13 protein-coding genes are annotated in these 26,853 nt (G+C 49.9%); 11 read left to right on the forward strand and 2 right to left on the reverse strand.

The genetic code is table 11. From position 1 onward, the window contains the following. The first annotated feature begins 458 nt into the window (after positions 1 to 458). The 11 genes from BLS44_RS11940 (at position 459) to BLS44_RS11985 (ending at position 18,934) form a co-directional block, all read left to right on the forward strand. Entirely contained in the window at positions 459 to 1,496 is a 1,038-nt protein-coding gene (locus BLS44_RS11940) for a FecR family protein (protein WP_090390277.1), read from the forward strand. Between the two features lie 226 nt (positions 1,497 to 1,722). Continuing rightward, a complete protein-coding gene (locus BLS44_RS11945; protein WP_245729189.1) occupies positions 1,723 to 5,118 on the forward strand; it encodes a SusC/RagA family TonB-linked outer membrane protein in 3,396 nt (1,131 codons plus the stop codon). Between the two features lie 19 nt (positions 5,119 to 5,137). Then, complete coding sequence (locus tag BLS44_RS11950; protein ID WP_090390278.1) at positions 5,138 to 7,048, forward strand: RagB/SusD family nutrient uptake outer membrane protein; 1,911 nt, start codon at positions 5,138 to 5,140, stop codon at positions 7,046 to 7,048. Positions 7,049 to 7,076: 28 nt separating this feature from the next. Next, entirely contained in the window at positions 7,077 to 8,288 is a 1,212-nt protein-coding gene (locus tag BLS44_RS11955; RefSeq protein WP_090390279.1) for a DUF5000 domain-containing lipoprotein, read from the forward strand. A 20-nt stretch (positions 8,289 to 8,308) separates the two neighbouring features. Further along, positions 8,309 to 9,454 (forward strand): DUF4998 domain-containing protein, encoded by a 1,146-nt coding sequence (locus BLS44_RS11960; RefSeq protein ID WP_090390280.1) that lies wholly within the window; start codon positions 8,309 to 8,311, stop codon positions 9,452 to 9,454. Between the two features lie 212 nt (positions 9,455 to 9,666). Then, positions 9,667 to 11,838, forward strand: coding sequence for a GH92 family glycosyl hydrolase (locus BLS44_RS11965; protein WP_090390281.1), 2,172 nt, complete (start codon positions 9,667 to 9,669; stop codon positions 11,836 to 11,838). Between the two features lie 195 nt (positions 11,839 to 12,033). Further along, the gene (locus BLS44_RS11970) at positions 12,034 to 12,975 is read left to right on the forward strand and encodes an AraC family transcriptional regulator (protein WP_090390282.1); all 942 of its coding nucleotides are present in this window, start codon (positions 12,034 to 12,036) and stop codon (positions 12,973 to 12,975) included. 338 nt (positions 12,976 to 13,313) lie between these two features. Further along, on the forward strand, positions 13,314 to 13,472 hold the full coding sequence (locus BLS44_RS26545; RefSeq protein ID WP_176954402.1) for a hypothetical protein: 159 nt from the start codon (positions 13,314 to 13,316) through the stop codon (positions 13,470 to 13,472). Positions 13,473 to 13,576: 104 nt separating this feature from the next. Further along, on the forward strand, positions 13,577 to 15,649 hold the full coding sequence (locus BLS44_RS11975; protein ID WP_143019751.1) for an alpha-galactosidase: 2,073 nt from the start codon (positions 13,577 to 13,579) through the stop codon (positions 15,647 to 15,649). Positions 15,650 to 15,769: 120 nt separating this feature from the next. Beyond that, complete coding sequence (locus BLS44_RS11980) at positions 15,770 to 17,611, forward strand: glycoside hydrolase family 97 protein (protein WP_090390328.1); 1,842 nt, start codon at positions 15,770 to 15,772, stop codon at positions 17,609 to 17,611. A gap of 435 nt (positions 17,612 to 18,046) precedes the next feature. Beyond that, complete coding sequence (locus BLS44_RS11985; protein WP_090390284.1) at positions 18,047 to 18,934, forward strand: helix-turn-helix transcriptional regulator; 888 nt, start codon at positions 18,047 to 18,049, stop codon at positions 18,932 to 18,934. Positions 18,935 to 20,103: 1,169 nt separating this feature from the next. Here BLS44_RS11985 and BLS44_RS11990 read toward each other — a convergent pair. Further along, positions 20,104 to 22,464, reverse strand: coding sequence for a TonB-dependent receptor (locus BLS44_RS11990; protein WP_090390285.1), 2,361 nt, complete (start codon positions 22,462 to 22,464; stop codon positions 20,104 to 20,106). A 294-nt stretch (positions 22,465 to 22,758) separates the two neighbouring features. Continuing rightward, positions 22,759 to 26,121 (reverse strand): ThuA domain-containing protein, encoded by a 3,363-nt coding sequence (locus BLS44_RS11995; RefSeq protein WP_245729190.1) that lies wholly within the window; start codon positions 26,119 to 26,121, stop codon positions 22,759 to 22,761. Positions 26,122 to 26,853: the final 732 nt, after the last annotated feature.

Genomic DNA, 26,853 nt, shown 5'->3' on the forward strand with positions numbered 1-26,853 from the left:
TCATTATAAACAGAGTTTTCGGCTGCCGTTTCTTCATCGCAGGTATCGTCCATGAGGTTCGGCGCTATTTTTTTAAGGTCTTGTGGAGTCATGCAGTTTGGAAGGCGTATAAGCATCAGGCAAAGGCGTTAACCCCGTGAGGGGTTAGGCCCGGATAGCCGGTGGTATAACCGCCGGCTTGTTTGTGCCCGGTGTGTATTGCCCCCCCGCGGGGTTCAACAAAGATCCTGGTCATTAACCCCGTGTTTCCTGCATGTTTAACCGGATGAAATCCCGCAGGGATTATCCCGGGGTATCGGTAGGATGGCCTGCGGCGGCGGGATCGGCCGTTCTTTGGTTCAATAGCGGCTGCGGGTTGTTGTTCTGCTGAATGGATCCGGACCCGGCAAAAAAAATATGGTATTCACTTAGGGGTAAGGGTTAAAAAATGATACTTAATAGCGGAACAGCCATTTTATATGGATAAGGAACGGATTTTTGAACTATTAGGCAAAAGGAGCGCCCGCGAACTTACCCTGCAGGAGCAGGTGGAGCTGAGCCGGCTGCTGCAGGAGGATCCGGATGCCCGGTCTTTTGCCGCCGTATTGGAAGAGATTATGGCTACCTCAACCAGCTATGAAGGAGCCGTTGCTGACAGCGAGGTAGACCACTTTATAAAGGGGGTTCATAACCGGATCAGCCCCCGGAAAGAAGAGGCCCGCAGGATTATGCTGAACTGGAAGGCCATTGCTGCGGTGGCCGCTGCGGTGCTCATCATTGCCGGGAGCATTGCGTTTTTCCGGGATCAGGCACCGGTTAATACGCTACCCAATGTGGTAGCAACGCAAAAAGGAAATAAGACGCATATGGTGCTCCCGGATGGTACAAAGGTTTGGGTAAACGCCGATAGCCGGTTAACCTACGAGCAATCATTCGGGCAGCAGACCCGGGAAGTGGTCCTGACTGGCGAAGCCTATTTTGATGTAGTGCATGATGAGAAAAGACCCTTTATCGTGCATACCCAACGTATTGATGTAAGGGTTTTTGGAACCGCTTTTAATGTGCGGAGCTATACTGATGAACCCAGTACCCAAACCACCCTGTTAAGAGGTTCCGTGCAGGTAAGCTTAAAGGGGGTAAAGGACAAGAAGATCATGCTGGCGCCCAATGAAAAATTAGTGGTGCAGAACGGGTACCCCAGGCCGGCATTGAAAGATAAAGGCGCCCACCTTCCGCAGATCGAATTACTGACCATCAAACCGACCCCAAAGGACTCCCTGGTGGCAGAAACGCAATGGGTTAATAATAAACTGGTTTTTGACCAGGAGCGTCTGGAGCAGATTGTGCCGGTGCTGGAACGGTGGTACAATGTGAAAATTATACTTAAAAATAACGCTGTTTCGCAAACATTCAGCGGGGTATTTGAAAACGATACGCTTGAAGATGTACTTCAGTCATTGAAGCTATCTGCAGGTATAAAGTACAGGATCGAAAAAGATCTTGTTACGATCTACTAACAATGCTTAAAAATAAAATCCGTCATATGAAACGAGTCACATAAAATCAACGAAACCAACGTAAATAAAAAATGGGAAATGCGGCTACATTTCCCATAATAAGACAGTGCACAACTGCACAGTGTGCAATCATTTTTCTATCTCACACAAACGTAAAAATATGAAAAAAAGTGATTGCCCTGGAAGAATTATGCCAGGGCATTTGATCATCAAATACCTATTGCTGATGAAGTTTGTTCTCACTTTACTGCTTACCACTTCCCTCCAGGCCATAGCAATAAACGGAGTTTCGCAGAGCAGGATCAATATGGAAGTAAAAAACACTTCTATAGCGGCGATCCTGGACAAGATACAAAACAGGTATGAATACCGTTTTTTTTATACGGATGAGCTGGGGCTGGGCAGCCGGAAAGTGAATCTGCTGGCAAAAGAGGCGACCATCGATTATGTAATGGATCAGCTGCTGAACCTGACGGGGTATTCCTATAAAAAGATCAATAAAGGCCTGGTGGTTATCATCGGCCAGCCCGGCGTCCTTGCTGATTTTAAAGTTACCGGTAAAGTAACGGATGCTAATGGCGATCCTCTTGTTGGCGTAAGTGTGATTGAGAAAGGCACAACCAATGGTACTTCAACTTCGGCGGATGGTAGTTTCTCATTGAGTGTAAAAGATGGCGGGGCCACACTCATCCTTTCAAACGTGGGGTACCAGGACGTTGAGATCGCCGTTGACGCCATAAAAAATGTGGCTATTGTTATGCAGGCGCTCGACAATAAATTGGAGAATGTTGCGATCGTGGCCTACGGCACACAGAAAAAGTCGAGCCTGGTAAGTTCTGTTACGGTTGTTGATCCCAAAGAATTAAAAGGGCCTACCAGCAACCTTACAACAATGCTGGCAGGTAAGATTCCCGGAATTATTTCCTATCAGCGAAGCGGCGCGCCGGGTGAGGATAATGCACAGTTCTTTATCCGGGGGGTTGGCACATTTGGCGCCGGGAAGATTGACCCCCTGATCCTGATCGATGGAGTAGAAACCGATGCTACCGGGCTGGCACGGCTGCAGCCCGATGACATCTCGGGATTTTCCGTATTGAAGGATGCCACGGCCTCTGCGTTATATGGCGCCCGGGGTGCTAATGGAGTAATCCTTATTGCGACCAAAACAGGACAGGCCGGAAAATTCAAATTCAATGTCCGGGTGGAGAATTCGCTCTCCTCCAATACGCGGAATTTTAAGCTGGCCGATAATATTACATATATGAATCTGGCTAATGAGGCGGTGTACACCCGTAATCCCTTAGGCATTTTGCCCTATGCCCAAACAAAGATTGATATGACAGCTGCGGGGGCTAACCCGCTGCTCTATCCCAATAACAACTGGATGAAGGAGCTCATCAACGATTATACGGATAATCAGCGGTATAATGTCAATGTTTCCGGGGGAACGGAAAAGGCCCGGTACTACCTGTCGGCGACGTATAATATCGATAATGGTGTGTTTAAGGTGGACCGGCTCAGCAATTTTAACAGCAATGCGAAGATGCGGTCCTATTCTGTCCTGTCTAATATTAATTTAAAGCTGACCAGCAAAACCGATATTGCTGTTAATCTGAAGGGGCAATTTGATAACCGGAATACACCGGCAGGGGGTTCCGGCGGGGTCTTTTCCAATATGGTGACGGTGAACCCTGTGGCATTCCCGGCCATTTATCCGGCCAGTTACCTGCCTTACGCCAAACATCCCCTGTTCGGAAATGCATTGGTGGGAGGAACCGGAACCACGCTTTATGAGAACCCTTATGCGAACCTGGTTTCAGGGTATGCCCAAACAACAGCCAACACCATCCTGGCACAATTCAATATCAATCAGAAACTGGATTTTATTACACCGGGTCTGAGCGCCAGGGGAATGGCCTATACCAGCCGGTACAGTACTTTTAGCGTTAACAGGTCGTATAGCCCGTTTTTCTATACGGCTTATTCGTATGACGGGAGGAACATAAACAACCTCATCCTGCTGAATGATGCCAGCTCCGGGGGCACCCTGATCGGTAAAGCCCCCACGGAATACCTGAGCTTCAGTTCATCCACTCCATCGGTAACCAGCACCACGTATGCAGAGGCGGCTCTGAATTATTCCAGGACCTTCAACAAGGATCATTATGTATCCGGCATGCTCATCGGTATCCTCAAAAACTCGCTTACCTCCAACGCGTCGGATCTGCAGGCATCCCTGCCGTTCCGCAATATGGGTGTTTCGGGCAGGGCTACCTATGGGTATAAGAACCGGTATTTCGGGGAGTTCAATTTCGGCTGGAACGGGTCTGAGCGGTTCGCCCTCAACCACCGGTATGGATTTTTCCCTTCCTTTGGTGTAGGCTGGACGGTATCTGAGGAAAACTTCTTTGAACCCCTTAAAAATGTTGTCAGCAATCTGAAGCTGCGGGCCACACACGGATGGGTGGGTAATGACCAGATCGGGAATGCTTCCGACCGGTTCTTTTATTTATCCAACGTCAATATGAATGCCGGGAGTACTAATTTCGGCACCGATTTTAATTTTAGTCTGCCTACCGTCGCTATCAGCCGGTATGCCAACAATGATATCACCTGGGAGCAATCCGAGCAAACCAACCTGGGGTTGGATCTGAAACTGCTGGAGAACATTTCGGTTACTATAGATGCCTACCGGCAGCTGCGGTCCAATATCCTGATGGTCCGCAATACCGTGCCTACTACCGATGGGTTGGCGGCGGATATTTCGGCCAATGTAGGAAAGGCCTCCAGCGAAGGGATCGATTTTTCCGCCGATTATAAAAAGACCTTTTCCCGGAGCTGGTGGGTGCAAACAAGAGGTACCCTCACTTTTGCCAGGAGCAAGGTACTGGTAAATGAGGAACCGGTGTATCCCGCAGCGCTGGCCTATCTTTCAAAAGCAGGCCGTTCCATTGGTCAGGCTTACGGGCTCTTCGCGGAGCGCTTGTTTATCGATCAGAATGAGGTGAACAATTCGCCCCTGCAAACCTACGGGCAGTATGCGGCGGGGGATATAAAATACCGCGATATCAATAATGACGGGATGATTTCCGATAGGGATATCATCCCCATCGGGTGGCCTACCACACCGGAGATCATCTATGGATTCGGTTTTTCCCTGGGGTATAAGCAGTTCGATTTTAATGCTTTTTTCCAGGGATCGGCGCGTTCATCCTTCTTTATTAATCCCACGGCCATCAGTCCGTTCATCCAAAGTGGAGGCAATCAGAACGGGCTTTTGGATGTGATAGCAAAAGATTACTGGTCGGAAAATAACCGGAACTCCTATGCGTTCTGGCCGCGTCTCAACAGTACCCTGACAGATCCGAGCAACAACACACGACAATCGACCTGGTGGATGCGGGATGGCAGCTTCCTGCGGCTGAAAACCGTGGAATTAGGGTATAACATGCCTGCTGCACTACTGACCCGGCTGCACCTGACGGCACTGCGGGCGTATTTAAACAGTTCGAATATTTTTTCAATCAGCAAATTCAAATTATGGGATATTGAAATGGCCGGTAACGGGCTGGGATATCCGCTACAAAGAGTGTTGAATTTTGGTATTAATATCGGTTTCTAAGCAATTTAATGGTATCACTATGCAATCATTTGGAATAAAAATAAATGGAATAAAGACGCTCTGCATCTTGCTTCTTTTTTTGTGTTCGTGTAAGAAGGGTTTCCTGGATGTGGTGCCCGATAATGTGGCCACGCTCGATAATGCTTTTGCCTCAAAGGCCATGGCCATCACCTACCTGTCTACCTGTTATAATGGTTTGCCCAATGACGCAAACCTGGAATCGAACCCCGGAATTTTAGCGGGTGACGAAATATGGACAGACGATTTGGGTGGGAACGGGGCGTTTGCTACTGAAATGTGGCAGATCGCCAAAGGCTATCAGAACATTACGAGTCCATTGGCCAATACCTGGGACGGGGGAACGTTTAAATCCATAAGGAATTGCAATATATTCCTGGAGAATGTGACCGATCTGAGCAAGGTACCGGACCTGGACCTGGAAACCCGGGTGCGGTGGATAGCCGAAGCCCGGTTCCTGAAGGCTTACTATCATTTCCTGCTGTTGAGGGCTTATGGTCCCATTCCCATCATCGACCAGAACCAGCCCATCAATGCACCGGTGCCGGAGTTGCGCGTAAAGCGGCAACCGGTGGACTCGGCTGTCAATTATATTGCCGGTCTGCTGGATTCGGCGGCGGCTCATTTGCCACTCACCATCACCAGTCAGATTACGGAGCTGGGGCGGGTTACCCAACCCATTGCGCTGAGCATAAAGGCAAAGTTGCTGACGATGGCGGCCAGCCCCCTGTTCAACGGCAATCCGGACTATACCGGTTTTGCCAATAAGGATGGGCAGGCTTTGTTCAATACCACTTATAGCGCGGCGAAATGGCAGCGTGCGGCCGACGCCTGTAAGGCGGCTATCGGGGTTTGTGAGGCAGCAGGTATTTCCCTGTATCAGTTTCCCGGAACCCGCTATCCGCTCACCGACACCACGATGACCCAGATGAGCATCCGGAACGCGGTGTGCGAGAAATGGAACAGTGAGATCATCTGGGGAAGGCCGGGCGGCGTGCAGCGACTGCAGTCCCTTATACCAGCCAAATTTGATCCGGCCGCCGGGAGCAATGCCGGCGCGGGGGGGAGGATTGGTGCAACCTTAAAGATCGCCCAGCAATTTTATACCCGGAACGGGGTGCCTATCGATGAAGACAGGACCCTCGATTTTTCATCGTACAGTGCGCTGCGGGTGGCTACCCATGATGAACGGTACAACCTGATAGAAGGCTATACAACGGCACGGCTGAACTTTGACCGGGAACCCCGCTTTTATGCCGACCTGGGATTTGATGGCTGTGTATGGTATATGCAAAACAGTCCCTCCAATTCGGACAATGGCACCTGGACCCTTCCCATGCGTTCCGGCACGCGGGGAGCTACTATATCACAGCCCATCACCTGCTATTTCCTGAAAAAACTGCTCAACTGGGAATGGGTATGGCAGTCGGGCAACAGTTATTTTTCCCGGGATTATTCCTGGCCCATCATAAGGCTTGCGGATTTATACCTGTTGTATGCAGAGGCGCTCAATGAGGCGCAGGGACCGGTAGCGGATGTGCTGGTGTATATGAACAAGGTAAGAAAAAGAGCCGGCCTGGGCACGGTGCAGGACTCCTGGACCAATTACAGCACCCGTCCCTCCAAATACACTACAAAAGAGGGGATGCGGGATATTGTGCGGCGCGAGCGCCTGATAGAACTGTGTTTTGAAGGGCATCGGTTCTGGGACCTCAAAAGATGGAAGCTGTCAGCGCAGGAACTGAATAAGCCGGTTATGGGTTGGGACCGGACGCAGACAGACGCCGCCCAGTATTACCGTCCGCAGACCCTGTTTTTTCAGCAATTCATTGCCCCCCGGGATTACTTTTTCCCCATCAAGGACAATAACCTGCTTGTAAACGATAACCTGGTGCAAAATCCGGGATGGTAATTTTTTCTTTAAAAAATAAAATATACTGATGAAAAAAATAATAAATACACGATGGCTGGCGGCAGCCGCCCTGCTACTGGTGATTGCCGGCTGCAAACGCGATGTGATCAACCGGCCGTTGGATGGCTCTGCGGAAAAACCGGCAACCGTCACCGTTTCATCCGTGACCAATGCCAATGGGCAGGCAACGATTACCTATTCCTTTCCGGCCGGTAATCAGCAATCTGCCGGTATCCAGTACGTGGTAGCGGAATATGAGCCGGTTGCCGGACGTCCCAGGGAGGTGAAAGCATCAAGATATGGCAACACCCTTGTGGTAGACGGCTTTAATGATACCCTGGCGCATGTGATAAAATTGTACGCGGTATCCCCGGCTGAAGTCAAATCCGACCCGGTATCCGTCACCGTTAACCCCGCCCCGTCACCGTTGCAGCTGGCGTACCGGTCGCTGAAAAGCGTGGCCACATTCGGCGGTATCAATGCACAATGCCAGAATGCACTGCGCGCCAACCTTGCCATTGTGCTGCTCGCCGATACCGCCAACAATGGCAAGTGGACGATTGTGAATACGGCTTATGCCAACGATTCGCTGATCAATAGTAATTTCCGGGGTATGGACACCATCCGGCGGAAGTTCGGCCTTTATATCCGGGATCAGTATCAGAATTATTCCGACACCCTGGTAGCAACGATAAAGCCCCTGTTTGAACGATTATTGGATAAAACCAAATGGGCGCATTTAAATCTGCCGGGAGAATGTAAGCTGGGATATACCGATCAGGGAGTGGATTGGCGGCTACTCTGGGATACGCCGGGGCCGAGCCATAAAGGATGGCCTACTTTTTTCACGGACGAAACAGCTACCACTCCGCAGACCGTGACGATCGACTTTGGCATGCCCGCGGTTTGGAGCCGGGTCAATTTTTGCGGCCGGAATACGCCCTATTATGCCTGGCGTAATCCCCGTGACATCGAGATATGGGCTTCCAATAACCCCAATCCGGACGGTAGCTATGACGCCAGCTGGACAAAAGTGCTGACCTGCCATGTGATCAAACCTTCGGGGCTTCCTTATGGCCAGGAAAGTGGAGCTGACGTTGCAGCCGCTGTGGCCGGATGGGAGTTCCAGTTCCCTATCGGGCAACCGGCTTACCGGTATTTCAGGTTAAGAACGATCCGCAACTGGATCGAAAGCACTCCTTTAACCCTGGATCAACTCACCCTTTGGGGATCCTATTGATAATTAAAAAGCAACTCATCATGTATCGATCAATTTATATTCTATTGTTCGCGATTATAGTCGCGTCAGGCATGGCATCCTGCTCAAAGATAGACGATTTTCGCAGCCAGTTTGGCTCCTCAGGAACGCTGTTTTATCCTGGAAAACTGGATTCTGCCAGGGTGTTTAATGGGAAAAACAGGGTAGAGATCCGGGGATTGTTCCTTTCAGATCCTTCCATTACCCTGATCCGGGTATTCTGGAATAACCGGCATGATTCATTGTCCGTACCTTTTCAGCGGAAAAACGGGGTGGATACCGTCTCGATTGTTGTGGGACAGTTGCCGGAAGGTAATATTAGTTTTGAGGTACGGACTTATGACGCCAAAGGGAATGTTTCGATCCCGGTGAATGTGAGCGGGTATGTGTATGGCGATCAGTACCAGCAGTCCCTGCTGAACCGGGGGATCAGTTCCGCTCAGTTGAGCTGGGCAACGGATACTACGACGATCAATTGGGCGGACGTTGGTGCAACGGATGGCGGCACAAAGATCCGGATACAGTTTGCGGACAGCCTGGGAATGGCGCATGATACGCTGATTATGCCGGTGCAAAAGGGGATGGTTACGATGCTGCCGGGTTACCTGCGGGGCAGCAGCTTCCGGTACCAAACCTATATACTGCCGGACCCAACAGCGATCGACACTTTTGCAGTTCCTTTTGATTCGGTGACCCCTTCCAATCTGTACCGGGAAAGAGATATTACAAATAGGAATACAACATTTACATTCAATTACGACGATGCCGGTCCTGCAGAGTCAGCAATTCGTTTGGTTGACAGTAACTATAGTACAAAGTATTTATTGAAAACCTACTATACCGATATGTATACGCAACTACAGTTTCCGGTTCCAACAGTCATCAATGCCTATACTTTAACTTCGGGTAATGATGCCCCGGTGCGGGACCCTAAGAATTGGAATCTTGCAGGCTCCAACGATGGCATTACCTGGACTACTTTGGACACAAGGGTAAACCAGTCTTTTCCGAACAGAACGCAGACAATTAAATTCGTTACGGACAATAGTAGCGCTTATACGTACTACCGGTTAAATATTACCGCGAATAATAATGATAACACAGGCTTGTTCCAGTGTACAGAATGGCGGTTGTTGCAGTACTATTAGTATAATGCCGAAACGTGAGTTGCTTAAGATTATTTTTCGATCAACCACAGGGGCCGGCCAGGTTATCACCAGAGATATGCACCGTGTCGGCTCCTTTTAAAGAAGATAAATAATATTGGCGAAGAGGCTGCGTTTAAAATTATTTATTTGCAGGCCCTGCCTGAACGCCTCATCCGGACGGGGTTTAGCATTGGGTATTTAGAATTTAATACATGTTTTTTTTAAAAAATTTGAAAGGGCTCCTGCTTGTTTGCCTTACCGGCAGCGCGGTTTTTTTATCCGCACAGAGGAACATTGACCATGTTAATATGCTCATCGGGTCTACCGGCGAAAGCAGCACCGAGTATGGTGGTACTACCCCGGCGGTAACCCAGCCTTATGGCATGACGCAGTGGTGCGCCGTAACACGTATCAATGGTATATCCCGTACCATGTATCATTACAACGATAAAAAACTTTTGGGTTTTATGGCCACGCACCAGCCGGCTGTTTGGATGGGTGACTACGGCTTTTTTACCCTGATGCCCCAGGTAGGTAAATTGAAAATACAAACGCAGGAACGCGCTGTAATATTGGACCGGAGCAAAGAAACGGCAACGCCTTATTATTACAAGGTATCTTATGAAGATGGGGGGCTGCCGGTTACCACTGAATTTACAGCCACCTCCCGATGTTCATTTTTCCGTGTGAAATATCCCCAAAAAGGGAAAGCAATACTCTTTCTGGAAGCAGGCAGGGAAAAAGAGGGCGGGGGAATTGAAATAATCCCCGAAAGACAGGAGATCCGGATCTATAACAAAGAAAGGCACGACAGCCATTTGGGGCCCCGTTTGCATCATTTTAAAGGGTGCTATGTGCTGAAATTTTCAAGACCCTTTGCCGCTTTTGGAACATGGAATGACGGAAGAATTACGGAAAAGAATAAAAAGGAAGAAGGGGCCCATGTAGGAGGTTTTATTGAATTTAGCCCGGGTACAGATATCGTGGAAATAAAGACCGGGTCTTCTTTTATAAGCTATGATCAGGCGGTAATAAATATGGAAAAGGAATTGCCCCGGTCGGCAACTTTTTCGGAAATAAAGGAACGGGTAAAGAAAGAATGGGCGAAGAACCTGGATAAAATAGCCATCAAAGGCGCTTCGGACGAGGACCTCGACATATTCTATACGGCTTTTTTCCGTACCATGCAATATCCGCGGGAGTTTTCCGAACATGGCAGGTACTATAGCCCTTTTGATGAAAAGGTCCACGATGGGGTGTCTTATAGTGCTTATTCCCTGTGGGACACCTTCCGGGCACTGCATCCCTGGCTGTTGTTAACCCAGCCCGCTCGCGTGAATGATATGGTTACGGCCCTGGTACAAATGTATAAAGAAGGCGGCTGGATCCCCAAATGGCCCAACCCTACCTATACCAATATTATGATCGGTACGCATGCCGATGCGGTGATTGCCGATGCTTATGTGAACGGGTTCCGGAATTATGACCTGGAAACCGCCTACCAGGCTATCCGGAAAGATGCCTTTGTGGCGCCCCGGGGCGATTACCGCTGGGGCGACCGGGCTCCCTGGAACGGCAGTTATGAAGCGCGTGCGGGGCTGGATCATTATATGAAGGCCGGGTACGTTGCGGCTGATAAAACCAATGAATCCGCATCGCGCACACTGGAGTTTGCCATGGATGACTATTGTGTGGCGCAGATGGCTAAAGGTTTGGGACATAGGGAGGATTATGATATATTGATGAGGCGGACAAAAAATTATGAGCGCCTTTTTAATAAGGAAACCGGTTTTTTCCAGGCGCGTAACTCCAACGGGAGCTGGGCCGCGCCGGATGAGGGATTTACCGAAGGTGGCAAGTGGACCTACCGGTTTTGTGTCATGCAGGATATACCAGGGCTCATAAGGCTGTTGGGAGGGGAGCGGCAATTCGTTGCCGAACTGGATCGGAATTTTGAGGATGGGCATTATCACCACGATAATGAGCCCGGGCACCATTTTGCCTATATGTACAGCTACTGCAACCGGCTGGATAAGACCCAATCCCGTATTCCCGGCATTATCAAAAAGAATTACCAGGACAAGCCAGATGGTTTATCCGGTAATGATGACTGCGGGCAAATGTCGGCCTGGTACCTGTTCAGCTCATTAGGATTTTACCCGTTAGCGCCCGCGTCGGGGGAATATGCGTTGGGGATCCCGCATTTTAAAGAGATTACGGTAAAACTGGAGAACGGGAAACAACTCCGGATCAAAGCACCGGAGTTAGGGGAAAAAGCGCTTTTGACAAAAGTGCGCTTTAACGGCAAGGTCCTGGACAAGCCATTTATCCCGGTAAGGGAAATTTTAAAGGGGGGCACTTTAGTGTTTCGTTCAGAAAAATAGTATCACCCGGGCAGTCCGTATTTCAGACAGACATCTAAGCCTGGCAAAAGCAGATCAATGGGTTTTGGTACATTATGTGCCGGTGATCGCTTTACCGGGAAGAAATATGGGAGCAGCATTGAAAAGGGATATCAGTTTATTTGCAAAGGCAGTTACCTGCCGTTATGTTTGAAGTTGCTTTAAAAATGAATAGCGATGAAGATCTGGTATGAACATTTTTCTTTTCCGCACGACCAGTCGTTTTCGATAAAGTCGGAACTTCCGGATATGAAAAAAGATACCGTGTTAAAATCCCATCCGCATTTTGAAATGGCGCTGATCGAAAATTGTTCGGGCCGGCGCTTTTTAGGAGGGCATGTGGAAGATTTTTATGATACCGACCTGGTGCTTATGGGCGCCCACCTGCCACACTGCTGGCAATATCATAAAACGGTGGATCCGGACATGCCTGGGCATGTCATCGTTGTACATTTCTCCCCGGATTTTTTGGGCAAGGATTTTTTGAAAAAGCCGGAGGCAGGGCCTTTGACCCAGTTATTCGCCAATGCGGCCGGAGGCATTCGCTTTGCCGGAGAAACCATGGCAAAGGTCAAGGAAATACTACAGACGATGTTATTTGAGAAGGAACTGCCCCGGGTCATTTTGATGTTGCAATTGTTAGATACCCTGGCCCGGTCGGGGTCTTATACCCTGCTGAACCCTGCAGGTTTTAATATCGGGAAAAAAGCAGGGGAAGTACAGACCATGAGCACAATTTTTGACTACATCCTTAAAAACTTCCTCGAACCGGTTTCCTTAGAAGAGGTCGCGGCTCTGGTGCCGATGTCGGTGCCGGCGTTTTGCCGTTTCTTTAAAGCAAAAACGGGTAAAACGATGAAGGGGCTGCTTAAGGAGCTGCGCATTGGCCATGCGGTAAAGCTGTTATTGGAAGGCCGGTTGAACGTGTCGGAAACCTGTTATCAATGCGGGTACAGCAGTCTTTCCAATTTTAATAAACATTTCAGGGAGCTGCAGGGCATGTCGCCACGGGAATTTACGAAGCGGTATTTTGTGGCAGCCTATGAGCCGGGGATGCTGTCGTGGGGGGAAATTTGGAAATATGAAAGTATGAGAATAAAATCCAGGTGTCAGGCATAAAACGAGACGCTAACATTGAACTTTTAACCAAAGAACGTTTATGAAACATAAAACCAAAGCTGATTTGTGTCGATAGTCCTCCGATAAGATACAACCGGGAAATCCTGAAAACGAATAGAAGTGTGTTAAAATAGCATCAGTTTTTATCAATGAAACATAGATGATTCAATTGTGAAATCGGATAATTTTATCGGATGAGCGATTTGTATGATAAAGTGATTTCCCTGGCCCTGATTTTTCCGGTGGTGTCGGTTAGCAGTGCCCGGCCCAGGTTTGATCCTGCTGCTGTGGCCTTTCGCCGTTAAGGATCTTATAGGTCATTAAGGCGGGATGGTACTGTGCTTTCTTTACGGGATCTTGCCGGTGCTGCGGATGCAATACGGCAGTACACCGGCAGGGCGGAGGACAAACTGCTCCCGGTTTATTTTGAAGCACCACTGATCCTGCACCTGCAATTGACCGGTGAATACGGTATCCGGTTGAATCCCTGGCATTAACCAGAGAGGGTTTGGGCCGGCCGGGCAACAGGAGGAAGAGCTCAGATCGCAATGCCCGATTCTCAAATCTGAATGCAGATGCGGCACCGGCGAAAAATAAAGATATGAAAAGGAGTATAGCGGTTTTATTATTGTTTTTTTTATCAGTTGGAGTAGGGCAGGCGGCCCTTGTAAAAGATTCGGTATACCGGCTTCAGCAGGCGCGGGTAACCCTGAAGCGGGGCAATATCATTGTATCTACCGGCAGGGTAGAACGTACATGGCGCTGGAGCGGAACCGGGTGGCAAACCGTGGGGCTCAGAAGCCTGTCATCGGGAAGGGAGTACGCAAAGCCGGTGGCGGCTGCAAAATGCGATTGGAATTTGCCAGGGGCAATTACAGATTCATCCAAAGGTGAATTACTGGACATCGCCGTTTCAGAAAGCGATGATGAAGGATTTAGTAGCCGCCATCTCCAGGTAATATCTACTATAAAATACCCGGATGGAAAACTCATGCTGCAGCATATCATCTGGGTATACCCAAACGCAACGGGCATCCGTACTCAGTTGCGGGTGAAAGCGCTGGATGGGTTTAATACGGCGAAAATAAAAGATGATGAAGGGCGTATCAACTACTATGGAAATATGATGACAACACCGGGTCCACGGTGCGAATATCTTCCGCTGGGTCTGAAAGAAGAAAACCAGCGGCGGTATTGGGGCTATTATAATAACCCGGGGGGAAGGCATGATCCCAGCCGCCTCATGCTTGAAGAAAAAGTGGTGACCGGCTACCCGGTATTTCAAACAGAAGATAATAACTGGGCAAGCGGTCTCAGCGTGGAGTATAACACCGGCAGGCAGGGCGTTTGCGTGGTAAAGGAATCGCCTAAATGTGTGAATCAGCCGGCGCACTATACCGGCAGTTTCTACTCTGGTCCGGATGGTGTACGGGTAACCGGTTGGGGGCTTGCAGCCAAAGAGATCATTACCGACTGCTTCCGGGACTGCTGGGCCACCTGGACGATCCTGTGGGATGGAGGTAATGATGGCATGCAGATGGCATTAAAGCGGTTCGACAGGGCACGTTACCCGGTGTTCCCGGAGCGGGATCTGTTCATCCTCAGCAATACCTGGGGGCCGGCAAACCCCGGCGGGGCGCAATTTACAGATGAATCCTTCTTGAAGAAGGAGATCCCGGCCCTGGCAAATATCGGTATCGATGTGATGCAGATCGATGATGGATGGCAAAAGAACGGCGGATCAAGCGCGGCCAGGGACTTTAGTCCGCGCTACAGAAACGGCTGGAAGGATCTGAAGCAGCTGGCAGATCAGTATAAGCTGCGGTTTGGTTTGTGGGTCACTGCGCAATATGTTACCGTTGAAGAGCTGAAGAAGAATATAGATGCACTCGGATTTATATCCTGGAAAGTGGACTTTGATCACCTGGCCAGTAGAAAGGATTACGAAGACCGAATCAGCAAGTACCGGGCCGCCATGAAGTATGCGCCCATGAAGAACCAGTTTACCCTTTGCCCGGAATACGACGACCCCCGTTATGGATGGTATTACTGTAAAGAGTACGGCAGCATTTATTTTCAGAACATCCAGGAAGGCCTGCCGGAGCATCTGGCAATGGTGCCCTACCAGGTGCTGATGCAACACTGGCTGATGTCGAAATATTTTAATAGTAACAAACTGCAGGTAATGCTTCAAAACCCCAAGCGGGTGAACCCTGCGCTCAGCGATGCACCGGAGCACAGCCATTCCTATTGCTTTGCCATGGGGCTTCCCTTTGTTCCCTGTTTCTTCCAGAGCGGCCAGTACCTGGATCCGGAAGGAACCGCAGAATTAAAGGCATTCATCGCGGTATTTAAGAAACACCAGGAAAAAATATTCACCGCCTATACCTTCCCGGTGGGCGATCAGCCGGATAACAGGACCTGGTCCGGGTTCCAGATGGTAAGTGAAAGCGGCATAAAGGACAACTATTTGTTACTGTTCAGGGAAATTCATAACAAGGAGCCGGTTAAAAAGATAAAGTTGAAGTTCCTGGCAGGAAAAACCATCAGGGTCACGGACGTAAAAACCGGGGCGGTCACTACAAAGAAAGCAGATAAAGAGGGCGGACTGAGCTTTACCATTTCCCGGCCTGCCGATTTCCTGTTTTTAAAATATGATGTGGCTGGAATTTAGCTTTTGGAGGTATGTAACCAGTGATGAGCGATCCGGGATGATCCTCGTGTTTTGTGAAGCAGTATTGTTGCCAGGGCCGGATCGGGCAGGTATGTTTTTATTTTTAAAATGTTGATTGATATGCGTAAATGTTCATTGAGTATTCTTTTTATGATGTTCTTAATGCCCTGTGTACTGGTGGCCGCCCCTGAGCCTCACCGGCTTTCGGTTGCCTCTCCGGACGGAAAACTGGTGGTAACGATCTGGGAAAGCGGTGAGGGGCGTATCTTATATCGCTTTAGCGCCAATGGCCGCCCGCTCATCAGCAGCTCGGGGCTGGGACTGGAAACGGTTGCGCAACCCGGCTGGACAAGTGTTCAGAAGAAACGCGTAAACCAGGTATGGAAGCCCGTTTGGGGAAAGCGGAGCTTGGTGCCGGATGTATATAACGAAGCGGTGATTGACCTGGCTATCTATAGTATTGTATTCAGGCTCTACAACGATGGCTTTGCGTTCCGCTATGATGGGCTGGCAGCGGAAAAGGAGCTGACCCAGTTTCAGTTTTCGGGCAATTTTACCGCATGGTATTATAATGGCGAGAACCGGAATATTGGCCCGGAAAAGCTGGAGGATGCAGAGGGTACCCGTTTGCCGGTAATGACGGTTAAGGCCGGGGACCAGGATTATATGGCGGTGCATGAGGCGAACCTGAAAACGGGGGAGCCGCTGGTTTTGAAAACAGATAGAGGAACAAAGCTTTTTTATGTTGCTTCAAAAAGGGCTGATGCCTGGCGCGTTGTTTTGTATGGCGATACGCCTGGTAAACTGGTCGATTCGCACCTGATCGAATTATTGAATCCCGGTCCGGAAAAGGGGATGGATTTTTCCTGGGTTCAACCCGGCGTGGCCGTTTGGGACTGGCGGATCAACGGTGCAGCAGCAAACGGCTTTAAATATAGTATGTCCTATCCCTCCTGGGTAAAAATGATCGACTTTGCTGCAGCCAACGGGATCAAACACCTGGTTTTAGATGCAGATTGGTACGGCCCCGAGTTTAATAAGGAATCAGATCCGCTGAAAGGAGGGAAAGTAGCGCAGGTACAGGAATTGATCCGCTATGGAAAGAAAAAAGGGGTGGGGGTTTGGTTGTACCTGAATGATGTGGGCGGAAAACATTATCCCCTGGAGCAAACGATCCGGCAGTATGGACGCTGGGGTGCCTCGGGTGTGAAATACGGATTTATGACCGGGAATATGGAAGAGAAAAACAAACGTACACAATGGATAACGAAGTTGTGCGCGGAGAATAAACTGATGGTGGACTTTCATGACGGGCCGGTGCATCCCTACGGGCAAATGCGTACCTGGCCCAATGCCGTTACCAGGGAATATTGTCATGCACAGCTGGATGCGCGCCGTGTTTTCCAGCCTGGAACTTTTACAACGTCAGTGTTTGTAAACATGGTGGCTGGTCCTCTGGATATGAATAACGGGGTGATGGATATGCAGCAAAAAGGCAGGGTCGATAACCCGATGCCGGTGCCCGCTACCATTACGGCAGAAGCAGCCCGGACGCTGATCGTTTTCTCCGGTGCAACGATTATTCCGGATATCCCTGAAAATTATATAAAACATCCCGGTCTGCTGAAATTTATCAGTGCCCAGCAAATGCCCTGGAAAGAGAGCAAAACACTGGACGGTGCTATTGGTGCGTATATCGTGATGGCACGGAAATCTGCAAATGATCAATGGTTGATTGCGGCGGCTACCAATGAAGAGGGAAGAACGGTTACCGTACCATTGAAGGTAATAGGGAAGGGTAAATACAGGGCAACAATTATCAGGGATGGCAAAGATGCGGACTACAGAACGAATAAAGAAAGCTATACCACCACTCTAAAAACCGTTACCGCAGCAGACCGGGTAACACTGCAGCTGGCGCCTGGTGGCGGGGCCTGCATCCTGCTGGAAAAAATGCCTTGAGCAGGAAGCGCGGAACACGGGGATGTTTTAGCGCCATCTGATGCGCTTGTAGCGCTGAAGGGGATCGATGCAGCATTGTTCAGCAAAGCAGGTATTGCAGGGGCTTGTAAATAACCTGCTGTTTCCGGCGAAGGTCTTTCCCGGAGGGCTTGCTGATGGTAAAATAGTGTATCTTTTGGAATGTGCCGTTGGATGAACAGAACCTGATTTGTTGTTTCTTTGAGCAGTACCAGGCATTGTGTAGTAAAGAAGCTGAATTTTCCGGCAGCAATCAAACAGGATGGGATGATGGCTTGCGTAACCGTAAAAGAATAAGACGGCAATAATTATGCAATCGATTACATATTTTGTTGTCCGGGCGCCAGGGATTGTTGAAACTTTTAAAAAAGGAGCATTATATAAACAGCATACTGCTCTTAGTCAAATTTTACAGTCATGAAGATCTTATACGAAAATGTTGCACTCCCCCACGATCGTTCCTTTTCGATCTGGTCGGAGTTGCCGGAGATGAAAGAGGAGGTCGTATTAAGATCCCATCCGCATTTTGAATTGGTGCTGATCGAAAATTGCGCAGGCCGGCGCTTTTCCGGCGGGCATGTAGAAGATTTTTATGAGGCGGAGCTGGTACTTGTGGGACCGCACCTGCCGCATGGCTGGCAGTACAGCAGTGCCATCGACCCGGAAATGCCGGTCCATGCCATCACTGCGAGGTTTTCGCCGGACTTCCTGGGCAGGGATTTCCTGAAAAGACCCGAGGCAAGGCTCCTTACCGGGTTGTTTACAAATGCGGCCCGGGGCATGCGCTTTTACGGCAAAACGATCACAGGTGCAAAAGTACTGCTCCAGGCCATGCTTTTTGAAAAGGAGCTGGCCCGGCTGGGCCTGATGCTGCAGTTGCTGGAGGTCCTGGCCCGGTCGCGGTCTTATCTCCTGCTGAACCCTGCGGGCATTAACATCGTAAAAAAAGCGGGGGAAGTACAGATCATGAGCAATGTGCTTACCTATATCCGGCATCATTTCCTGCAGCCGGTTTCGCTGCAGAAAGTTGCGGCGCTGGTACCGATGTCGGTGCCTGCGTTTTGCCGTTTCTTCAAGGCAAAGACGGGCAAAACCGTGATCGGTATGGTTAAGGAGCTACGCATCGGTTATGCGGCAAAGCTGTTGCTGGAGGGCCGGCTGAATGTGTCGGAAACCTGTTATCAATGCGGGTACAGCAGTCTTTCCAATTTTAATAAACATTTCAGGGAGCTGCAGGGAATGTCGCCCCGGGAATTTGCGGAGCGGTATTTTGTGGCAGCCTACGAGCCCGGGATACTGGTGTGAGAGGAGGTGTGGAATTTGCAAATTTGAATCCCGATGGTTCGTATATGCATCAGGGGAGTCGGTAAAACCCCGGATGGGGTTATGGCCGGGTAGCCGGGGGGATAACCGTCGATCTATTGACGATTAATTTGTATTGAACCCCGGCGGGGTTCAAGCGGGATGCTGATGATTAACCCCGCGTTTCACGCGCGGTTAATCCAATACAACCCCTTAGGGGTTTACCATGGCAGCAGCCCGGGAATTTGCGGAGCGGTATTTTGTGGCGGCCTGTGCGCCCGGGATACTGTTGTGAGACAGTGTGTGGGATTTGAAAATTTGAAGCTCAATGGTTCGTGTATGCGCCAGGGTAATCGGTAAACCCCGGATGGGGTTATAGCCGGGTAGCCGGGGGGGTAACCGCCGGTTTATTGGCGATTGGTTTGCATTGAACCCCGGCGGGGTTCAACCTGGATCCTGATCATTGCCCCCGCGTTTCACGCGCGGTTCATTAAATACAATCCCTAAAGGGTTTATCATGGCAGCAGCCCGGGAATTTGCGGAGCGGTATTCTGTGGCGGCCTGTGCGCCCGGGATACTGTTGTGAGACAGTGTGTGGGATTTGAAAATTTGAAGCTCAATGGTTCGTGTATGCGCCAGGGTAATCGGTAAACCCCGGATGGGGTTATAGCCGGGTAGCCGGGGGGATAACCGTCGATCTATTGGCGATTAATTGGTATTGAACCCCGGCGGGGTTCAACCAGGATCCTGATCATTGACCCTGCGTTTCACGCGCGGTTCATTAAATACGATCCCTAAAGGGTTTATCATGGCAGCAGCCCGGGAAAACAGCGGTTGGGTGGTAAGTGATGTATAGAAAAGATATCAATCCTATGCCATGGTTGCCACAATCCCTTACTGGCCAAAATTAGCCTGACACACATGCGATTGTTTGAGAGTGAGCATTGGTCCGCTCCGGAGGAGCGTTGTGTTTATAGCAAATATGCCGGTTGAATCAACCAGGCTCCAAAGGAGCCTCGTGTTTGTTTGGTCGTGGCCATTTTACGCGGCTCCTTTGGAGCCGGGGCGCTCTCTTTAACACCTTGCTACAAACAGGGGGCACTTACCGTGCCTGATCTTGTTCAGGGTTGGGCTCTTTTTACCAGGTTCAGATGTATTTGCCCCGCGTTTTCTCAGAACTGTGTACGTAACGTTACACCGTATGTTTGGGGATCGCCAAGGTGTACTGCTCCAAAGTCATAAGCGTATTCGATATACTTTTTGCCGGCGGCATTTCTCATCCAGAAAAATAATTCAACCTGTTTGGTACTTATGCCGGCCCTGGCATTGATGAGGCTGTAAGGCGCCTGGCGAATATGATTGGAGAGGTCAAAATATTGTTCGCCCAGGTATATCCATTCCGCCCTTGCTGTCATCTTTATCCTGCGCTTTTCCGGGATCCAATAACTATACTGAAGCGCAAGCATGGAGGTGACATCCGGTGTAAAGAGCTGCTTCCTGCCGGCCAGGTCCACTTCATTGCCGTTTTGCGCAACCCTCAGGGAGCGATAGGTGGCGTTGGTATATCCCAGGTTATAATCAACCTGTAATCCTTTTACGGGTTTAAAGGCGGCTTCCAGTTCTGCACCCTTGCTGGCCAGCGCACCGGTGTTTTTGGTGATGGTGATCGCATCGGGCATAACGAGCGTGGGTACCTGCACATCATTGATATGGCTTAGAAAAAAGGTGATATTCAGCCGGAGCCTGTTATCCAGGAACGTATTTTTAATACCGGCTTCTATATTATTGCTGTACTCGGGCCGGTAGGGGTACAGGGGAGGCTGGGAGGGATCAGAAGAAAGCTGGGTTAATCCCCCTGTTCTGAAGCCACGGCTGTAGTTGGCAAAAGCCTGGCTGTTTTTTGCTACCGGGTACAGCAATCCCAGCCGGGGGGTAACGGCATTGGAGCGCACAGATGCTGCGGTGTCCGGAAGGGTAACCAATGCAGCCTCCTGGTCTTTCTGGTACTCGCCCCTGATAGCCAGGTGCCGGTGCTCGTAGTCATAGCGGAGGCCGGCAAACGCCGTCAGCTTCCCGGCGATCTTCCGGTCCAGTTGTCCAAACAGGGCAAAGCCCGTATTCCTGCCCCGGCTGATACTGATCGTGGAAAAGTCCGTGTCGGGTACGCCCAGCAGCCCCGCGTCTTTTCCAAAATGTGTGGACTGCTTTACCGGGTTGTACTGATGAAAGAAATAGGTTCCGGCAGTCCAGTTGATCTTCGATGACCGGTCCGTTCCGGAGCCCAGCTTCAGCTCATGTGTCAGCACTTTTACATTGTTCCATTTATGGCCGTAATCATTGCCGATGGTAACAGCATCCAGGGGCGAAAAGTCACCGTCCAGCGGAGCCTTGTAATACCGGTAGTTGTTTTGCCAGGCCGCCTGGGTACTGAAATGGAGCTTGCGGCCCCAATGAGTCAGGGCTAAAGAGGCATTCCATGTACGGTCCATCATTTTGCCTGTTGCATTCTGATCCAGCTGATAAGGAGCTGCAAATGCTTCATCTGCCCCCGGTACAATGGGGAAGGCCCCGTTATTTTGTTGCTGCTGCTGTTTTACATTCAGCAGCACATTCCAGCTTTTCTTTGACGTATATTTTAAATAAACGTTCCCTGTGAAGAGCTTCTGTTTATCAAAGGGCGTATCATTGTAGCGGTTCCTGTAATACCCGTCTGTATGATAACCGGAGCCGGCTGCTCCCAAAAACAGCCGGTCTTTGATCAGGGGAGTGCGGATCCCCATGCTATACCGCCACTGGTTATAATTGCCCGCGTTAAGCTCCACAAAACCGTTTGGGGTATTGGCAGGTTGTTTTGTGAGGATATTGATCACACCACCCATTGCGTTCCGCCCGTACAGTGTTCCCTGCGGGCCACGCAATACCTCTATACGCTCTACATCCCACAGCTGCGAAATATAAGTGTCGAGGCCAAACTGGTTCACCCCATCAATATAGGTGGCTACTGCGGGATCGTAGGAAGTACTGGTAATGCCCCGGATGGAAGTTATATTTCGTTGATCGCCGGAATGGCCCGAAGCCAGGTTGGGAACCAGGGCCGTCAGCTCTTTGCTGTTCCATAACCGGGCGTCTGCCACCTGTGCTGCGGAAAGCACCGTAATGCTTACGGGTACCTGTTGCTGCAGCTCTTCTTTCTTTTGAGCGGTTACCGTTATGGCTTCCAGCTGTTGTGCTGAGGGGGTCAGCCGGAAATGAAAGACATTGCTGTGCCCGGCCTGTATGTTGATGTCCTCCGCAGCTGTTGCATACCCAACGGCAGAAAGCCGGATGGTGTAAGGACCGGCATCAATGTCGTTTATTGTAAAATCACCGGCTTCATTACTGGTGACTGTCACCGGCGTGTTTAATAAATGAACGGTTACCTGTTTGAGGGGACGGAACTGCTCATCGGTAACCCTGCCGCTGATCGTTGTTTGCGCATATATATTTGTAAACAGGAATAATAGAATCGTTACAAAAAAACTCCTTACGGTCATATTGATCTTTGTTTTATGAGCTGTCAGCGGGCAGCCCCCGAAACTTCAGCCTTCAGTTATCAGTTACCAGTCTTCAGCTATTAGCTATCAGTTATCACTTATCAGTTTTGATCGTCGGGAAGAACATAACAATTTCAATAGCACATTGAGGCACGCACATGGATCTAACGTTGAACCTTAAACTTCAAACCACAAACCCGGGGCAATTTGAAAATGGAATCTGAACATTGAGCGTAAAAAGCAGGTTTAACGTTAAACCCGGAACTTCCCTCCAACGCTTCTACCCAATAAAGATTATTTACCATTAAACTGCACCCGCTTTATATTGCTATGAACTTTGTCCTCTGTTCTGTAAATAAAGTACAGGGTATGAAACTGTCCGTCCGTTATGGCTTTAACCGGGATAAGCGCAACGGCTTCTTTGGGTTCTTTTGCTGTGGCGGGTACCGGTTTGCTGCCTAATAATGTCCCGTTGGCAGCATCCAGCCGTACTTCGATAACGGATGTTTTTCCCGGAACCTCCTGCTGGTCATACACTACATTTAATGAATGTACGCCTGTGAGATCGATCTGTTTTAACGCTAACCCTCCCTCTTTTGTTCTTTCTGCTTCGCCAATGGATATGGTATTGCTTTTTAATGAAAGGGTGTGGGTGCCGGTAAGCGATTTGATATTTGATCCGCCTTTATCCGAATAGCTTGCCGACAAAACGAGGATGCGGTTGGGCTTTACATCCGCCGGCGGCACAATCGTACCTGATGCGGGAAGCGATTTTTTTACGGCACCGCTATTACCGAGCGACAATATCCAGGCAACGATCTGGTGAACGTCGTCCTCTGTAAGTGTCGGGTGTGCAGACATGGCGGTTTCGCCCCATACACCGCTGCCACCGTTGATGATCTTTCCTGTGAGGTAATTAACGGCGCCGGGATCTTTACTGTATTTTTCGGCTACCTGTACAAACGACGGGCCTACTGATTTTTCGGCTTCTTTATGACAGGCTTTGCAATCCAATGACAACATCATGTTTTTGCCGCTGACACTTGCCTGCCCCTGCTGGTGCCCCATGGGTGCGCCGGCTTTATCGAGTCCTTCTACAAAGTCGGAGGACACAAAGAGGCTGGCTGCATCAAAAGCCGCGGTATCTTTCGGATCGGTTACCGTTATATTGTAATGCAGGGGCACACCGGGTATGTAGAAGGACCGGTTGCCGCCGGTAACGGCAATATTTACCACGGGGGTTTCATTGCCGGCATAGATACTTACCGCATCACTTTTGGTAACCGCGCCCTTATCATCTTTTACTTCAACGGTTATTTTAAAGTCGCCTGTTTTGGAATAGGTATAGCTAAGCTCGGGCACGTTTGTTTCTTTGCGGCTTCCATCTCCCAGTATCCAGGTATAAGTGGTCTTATCATTGTCCGGGTCTTTGGCGTCAACCGTTGCTTTAACGGTGAAGGGCAGCACGCCGGTTGTTTTATCCACCGTAACGGACTGGATAGCCGGGGCCCGGTTGCCGCCGTTGAAGTTGATCCGGGCCAGGCCGGCATCCGGATTTTTGGAGAACCAGCCTGATCCGTATTCCAGCAGGTACAGCCTGCCATCGGGTCCAACTTCCATATCGATCAGCGAGTTTACTTTAACCGCGCTGGCAAAGGGTTCCATCTTGTCGAAATCGCCGTTGGGCAGCATGGTGACTGCTTTCATCCATCCGCGGATCCAGTCATAAATGATGAGTTTGCCGTTGTAATAATCGGGCAGCCGGGTTTCTTTGGGAAACAGGTCCGTATAGTATACGGGGCCTGCCATGGCATTTCTGCCGCCGGAGCCAACCTGGGGAAAATCAGGAGAAGCGGCATAGGGATACCAGATAAATGCGGGCTGGGCCGGTGGCAGCTGCGTTAGGCCGGTATTGTTCCGCGATGCGTTAACAGGATGCGCCGGGTCAAAATTGTCGCCGCTTTGCCCTGTGCTGTAGTCATATTTCCGGTAAGCGTAGTTATTGCCCACAAACAGCGGCCATCCGAAAAAGCCGGCCTTGCGTGCCTGGTTCACCTCATCATAGCCCCGGGGGCCCCGTTCTTTAAGATTGTCGGAACCGGCATCGGGACCCACTTCGCCCCAATACAAATAGCCGGTCTTCTGGTCTACAGAAATACGGTAAGGGTTCCGGTTGCCCATTACATAAATTTCCGGTCTTGTTTTATCTGTACCTTTTGGAAAGAGATTGCCATCCGGTATTTCATAGCTGCCATCCGGTTTCACTCTTATCCGGAGGATCTTTCCGCGGAGGTCGTTGGTATTGCCGCTCGATCTTCCCGCATCGTATTGCTGGTGACCCGGTATGTCATTCATCGGGCTGTAGCCGTTATTCACGAACCGTACACCCGGCTCGTCAAAGGGCGTTGCATTATCGCCGGATGAAACATACAGCAGGCCATCCGGGCCAAATGCGATGGAGCCGCCGGTATGGCAGCAGATATCCCGTTGGGATTTTACTTCGAGGATCACTTTTTCAGTGGCTGCATCGAGCGTGTCATTTTTGAACGTGAAACGGGAAAGCCGGTTCACCGCGCTGTCGGCAGGACTGTAGTAAATATAGACCCAGTTGTTCTTCGCAAAATCCGGGTCCTTCTGCAGACCCAGCATGCCTTCTTCTGCATTCACACCGGGAACATCTGTTTTATAATAAACGTTTAAAAAGCCCACCTGGCTTACTTTTTTCGTGTCGTTCTTATACAGCATGATTTCTCCGCGCCGTTGAATCACCAGTATATCAAGATTGGGCAGGATCGTCATTTCCGTAGGCTCAAAAAAAGTGCCCTGCGATAACTGCTCTTTTGAGAACCGGTCGTCGTCAGGGGGCATCTGAGTTGTTGCATTGGAGTAGTCCGGCTTTTTATTTTTACCGATTGCATATTGAATGCCCCCTAAAATATGTTGCAGGTATAGTGTATCAGAAAAGGATTCCGGTGTATGTCCCAGTTCGGTATAGAAGGCCCTGCCGCCATCAAATTCGTGGTACCAGGCGATGGGGTGCGGGTTGCCGTTCTTGCCGCCCTGGTAGCTTTTTTCATCAACGGTCAGGATCACTTTTACGTCTTTGCTCATCTTCCTGAAGTTGTAGAACTCATCCGTTTTTTTCCATTGCTGCGGCAGGTGCCGGGTAGCCATTTGGGTGCTGTCTGTTACCAGCAATACACCCGGCTGCACATTAGGGAAACTGTCGGTAATGCCCGGGTGGTCCTGGAAGTAAGCACCCGCCAGTCTCCCATACCAGCCCCAGTCCGGCTCGCAGTCCGTAGCGGCATGAATGCCCATATAGCCGCCCCCGGCCTGTATATACCTTTCAAAAGCGGCCTCCTGCCGGTAGTTGAGCACATCGCCCGTGGTGCTCAGGAAAACGACAGCCGCGTATTTTTTTAAGCTATCGTCGGTGAAAATGGCGGCATCCGTGGTGGTGTCTACGTCAAAATTGTTGGTTGCTCCCAGCTGCAGGATAGCGGTATTACCATCTGCGATCGACTCATGATGAAAACCCGCAGTTTTGCTGAACACCAGCACGCGGGGCTTCCCGTTTTTGGCGGCGCAGGAACAGAGGAGCAGCGCGATAATGATATAATGCAGGCATTTCGGAAGGGCAGAAGATGGGATCATAATTAATTAAATGTTATTTGCTGAAACAATCGTTTAAACTGCAAAAGTGCGGAAATTGAGCCCTTTAGGCAGTAGTTTGCAAAAATAAGATCAATTCTTGTTAAAATAGACGCAGGGGCGAGTTTTCTGCCGGCAACGGTAGGTGATCAGCAATCCGATTCAGAATTGAACATTTGAAAGTTCGGGAATGTGACGATATGGGAATAGAGATGCGGTATCAAACAGAGCGGGCATGGTCAATAGCCAATCGTTCATAGAAGAACAAAAACGTAGTCCTATACACCATGCACTTTTTTCTTCGCCCGGAACGTTAAACCCTTGCATCCGTGAGGGGCGTGAAACGTGAAATGGTTCTGGCATATATCAATGCTCTTCCGGAATTTCGCATATGCGTCAGGGTAATCGGTAAACCCTGAATGGGGTTATAGCCGGGTAGCTGGCGGTGCAACCGCCGGTTTATTGGCGATTGATTTGTATTGAACCCCGGCGGGGTTCAAGCGGGATGCTGATGATGAACCCCGCGTTTCACGCGCGGTTCATCCAATACACCCCCTTAGGGGTTTATCATGGCAGGGGCCTCGGGAATTTTTGGAGCGGTATTTTGTGGCGGCCTGTGCGCCCGGGATACTGGTGTGAGAGGAGGTGTGGAATTTGCAAATTTGAATCCCGATGGTTCGTATATGCGTCAGGGTAATCGGTAAAACTCTGAATGGGGTTATGCCCGGGTAGCCG

Origin of the sequence: Niabella drilacis (assembly GCF_900101395.1) — a bacterium.
Lineage (GTDB): Bacteria > Bacteroidota > Bacteroidia > Chitinophagales > Chitinophagaceae > Niabella > Niabella drilacis.

Bases quoted from the DNA above. Each gene is read 5' to 3' on its own strand.
- BLS44_RS11980 (WP_090390328.1), top strand. From the start codon at position 15,770: ATGCGTAAATGTTCATTGAGTATTCTTTTTATGATGTTCTTAATGCCC.
- BLS44_RS11975 (WP_143019751.1), top strand. From the start codon at position 13,577: ATGAAAAGGAGTATAGCGGTTTTATTATTGTTTTTTTTATCAGTTGGA.
- BLS44_RS11995 (WP_245729190.1), bottom strand. From the start codon at position 26,121: ATGATCCCATCTTCTGCCCTTCCGAAATGCCTGCATTATATCATTATC.
- BLS44_RS11950 (WP_090390278.1), top strand. From the start codon at position 5,138: ATGCAATCATTTGGAATAAAAATAAATGGAATAAAGACGCTCTGCATC.
- BLS44_RS11965 (WP_090390281.1), top strand. From the start codon at position 9,667: ATGTTTTTTTTAAAAAATTTGAAAGGGCTCCTGCTTGTTTGCCTTACC.
- BLS44_RS11990 (WP_090390285.1), bottom strand. From the start codon at position 22,464: ATGACCGTAAGGAGTTTTTTTGTAACGATTCTATTATTCCTGTTTACA.
- BLS44_RS11960 (WP_090390280.1), top strand. From the start codon at position 8,309: ATGTATCGATCAATTTATATTCTATTGTTCGCGATTATAGTCGCGTCA.
- BLS44_RS11955 (WP_090390279.1), top strand. From the start codon at position 7,077: ATGAAAAAAATAATAAATACACGATGGCTGGCGGCAGCCGCCCTGCTA.
- BLS44_RS11940 (WP_090390277.1), top strand. From the start codon at position 459: ATGGATAAGGAACGGATTTTTGAACTATTAGGCAAAAGGAGCGCCCGC.
- BLS44_RS11985 (WP_090390284.1), top strand. From the start codon at position 18,047: ATGAAGATCTTATACGAAAATGTTGCACTCCCCCACGATCGTTCCTTT.
- BLS44_RS11970 (WP_090390282.1), top strand. From the start codon at position 12,034: ATGAAGATCTGGTATGAACATTTTTCTTTTCCGCACGACCAGTCGTTT.
- BLS44_RS11945 (WP_245729189.1), top strand. From the start codon at position 1,723: ATGAAGTTTGTTCTCACTTTACTGCTTACCACTTCCCTCCAGGCCATA.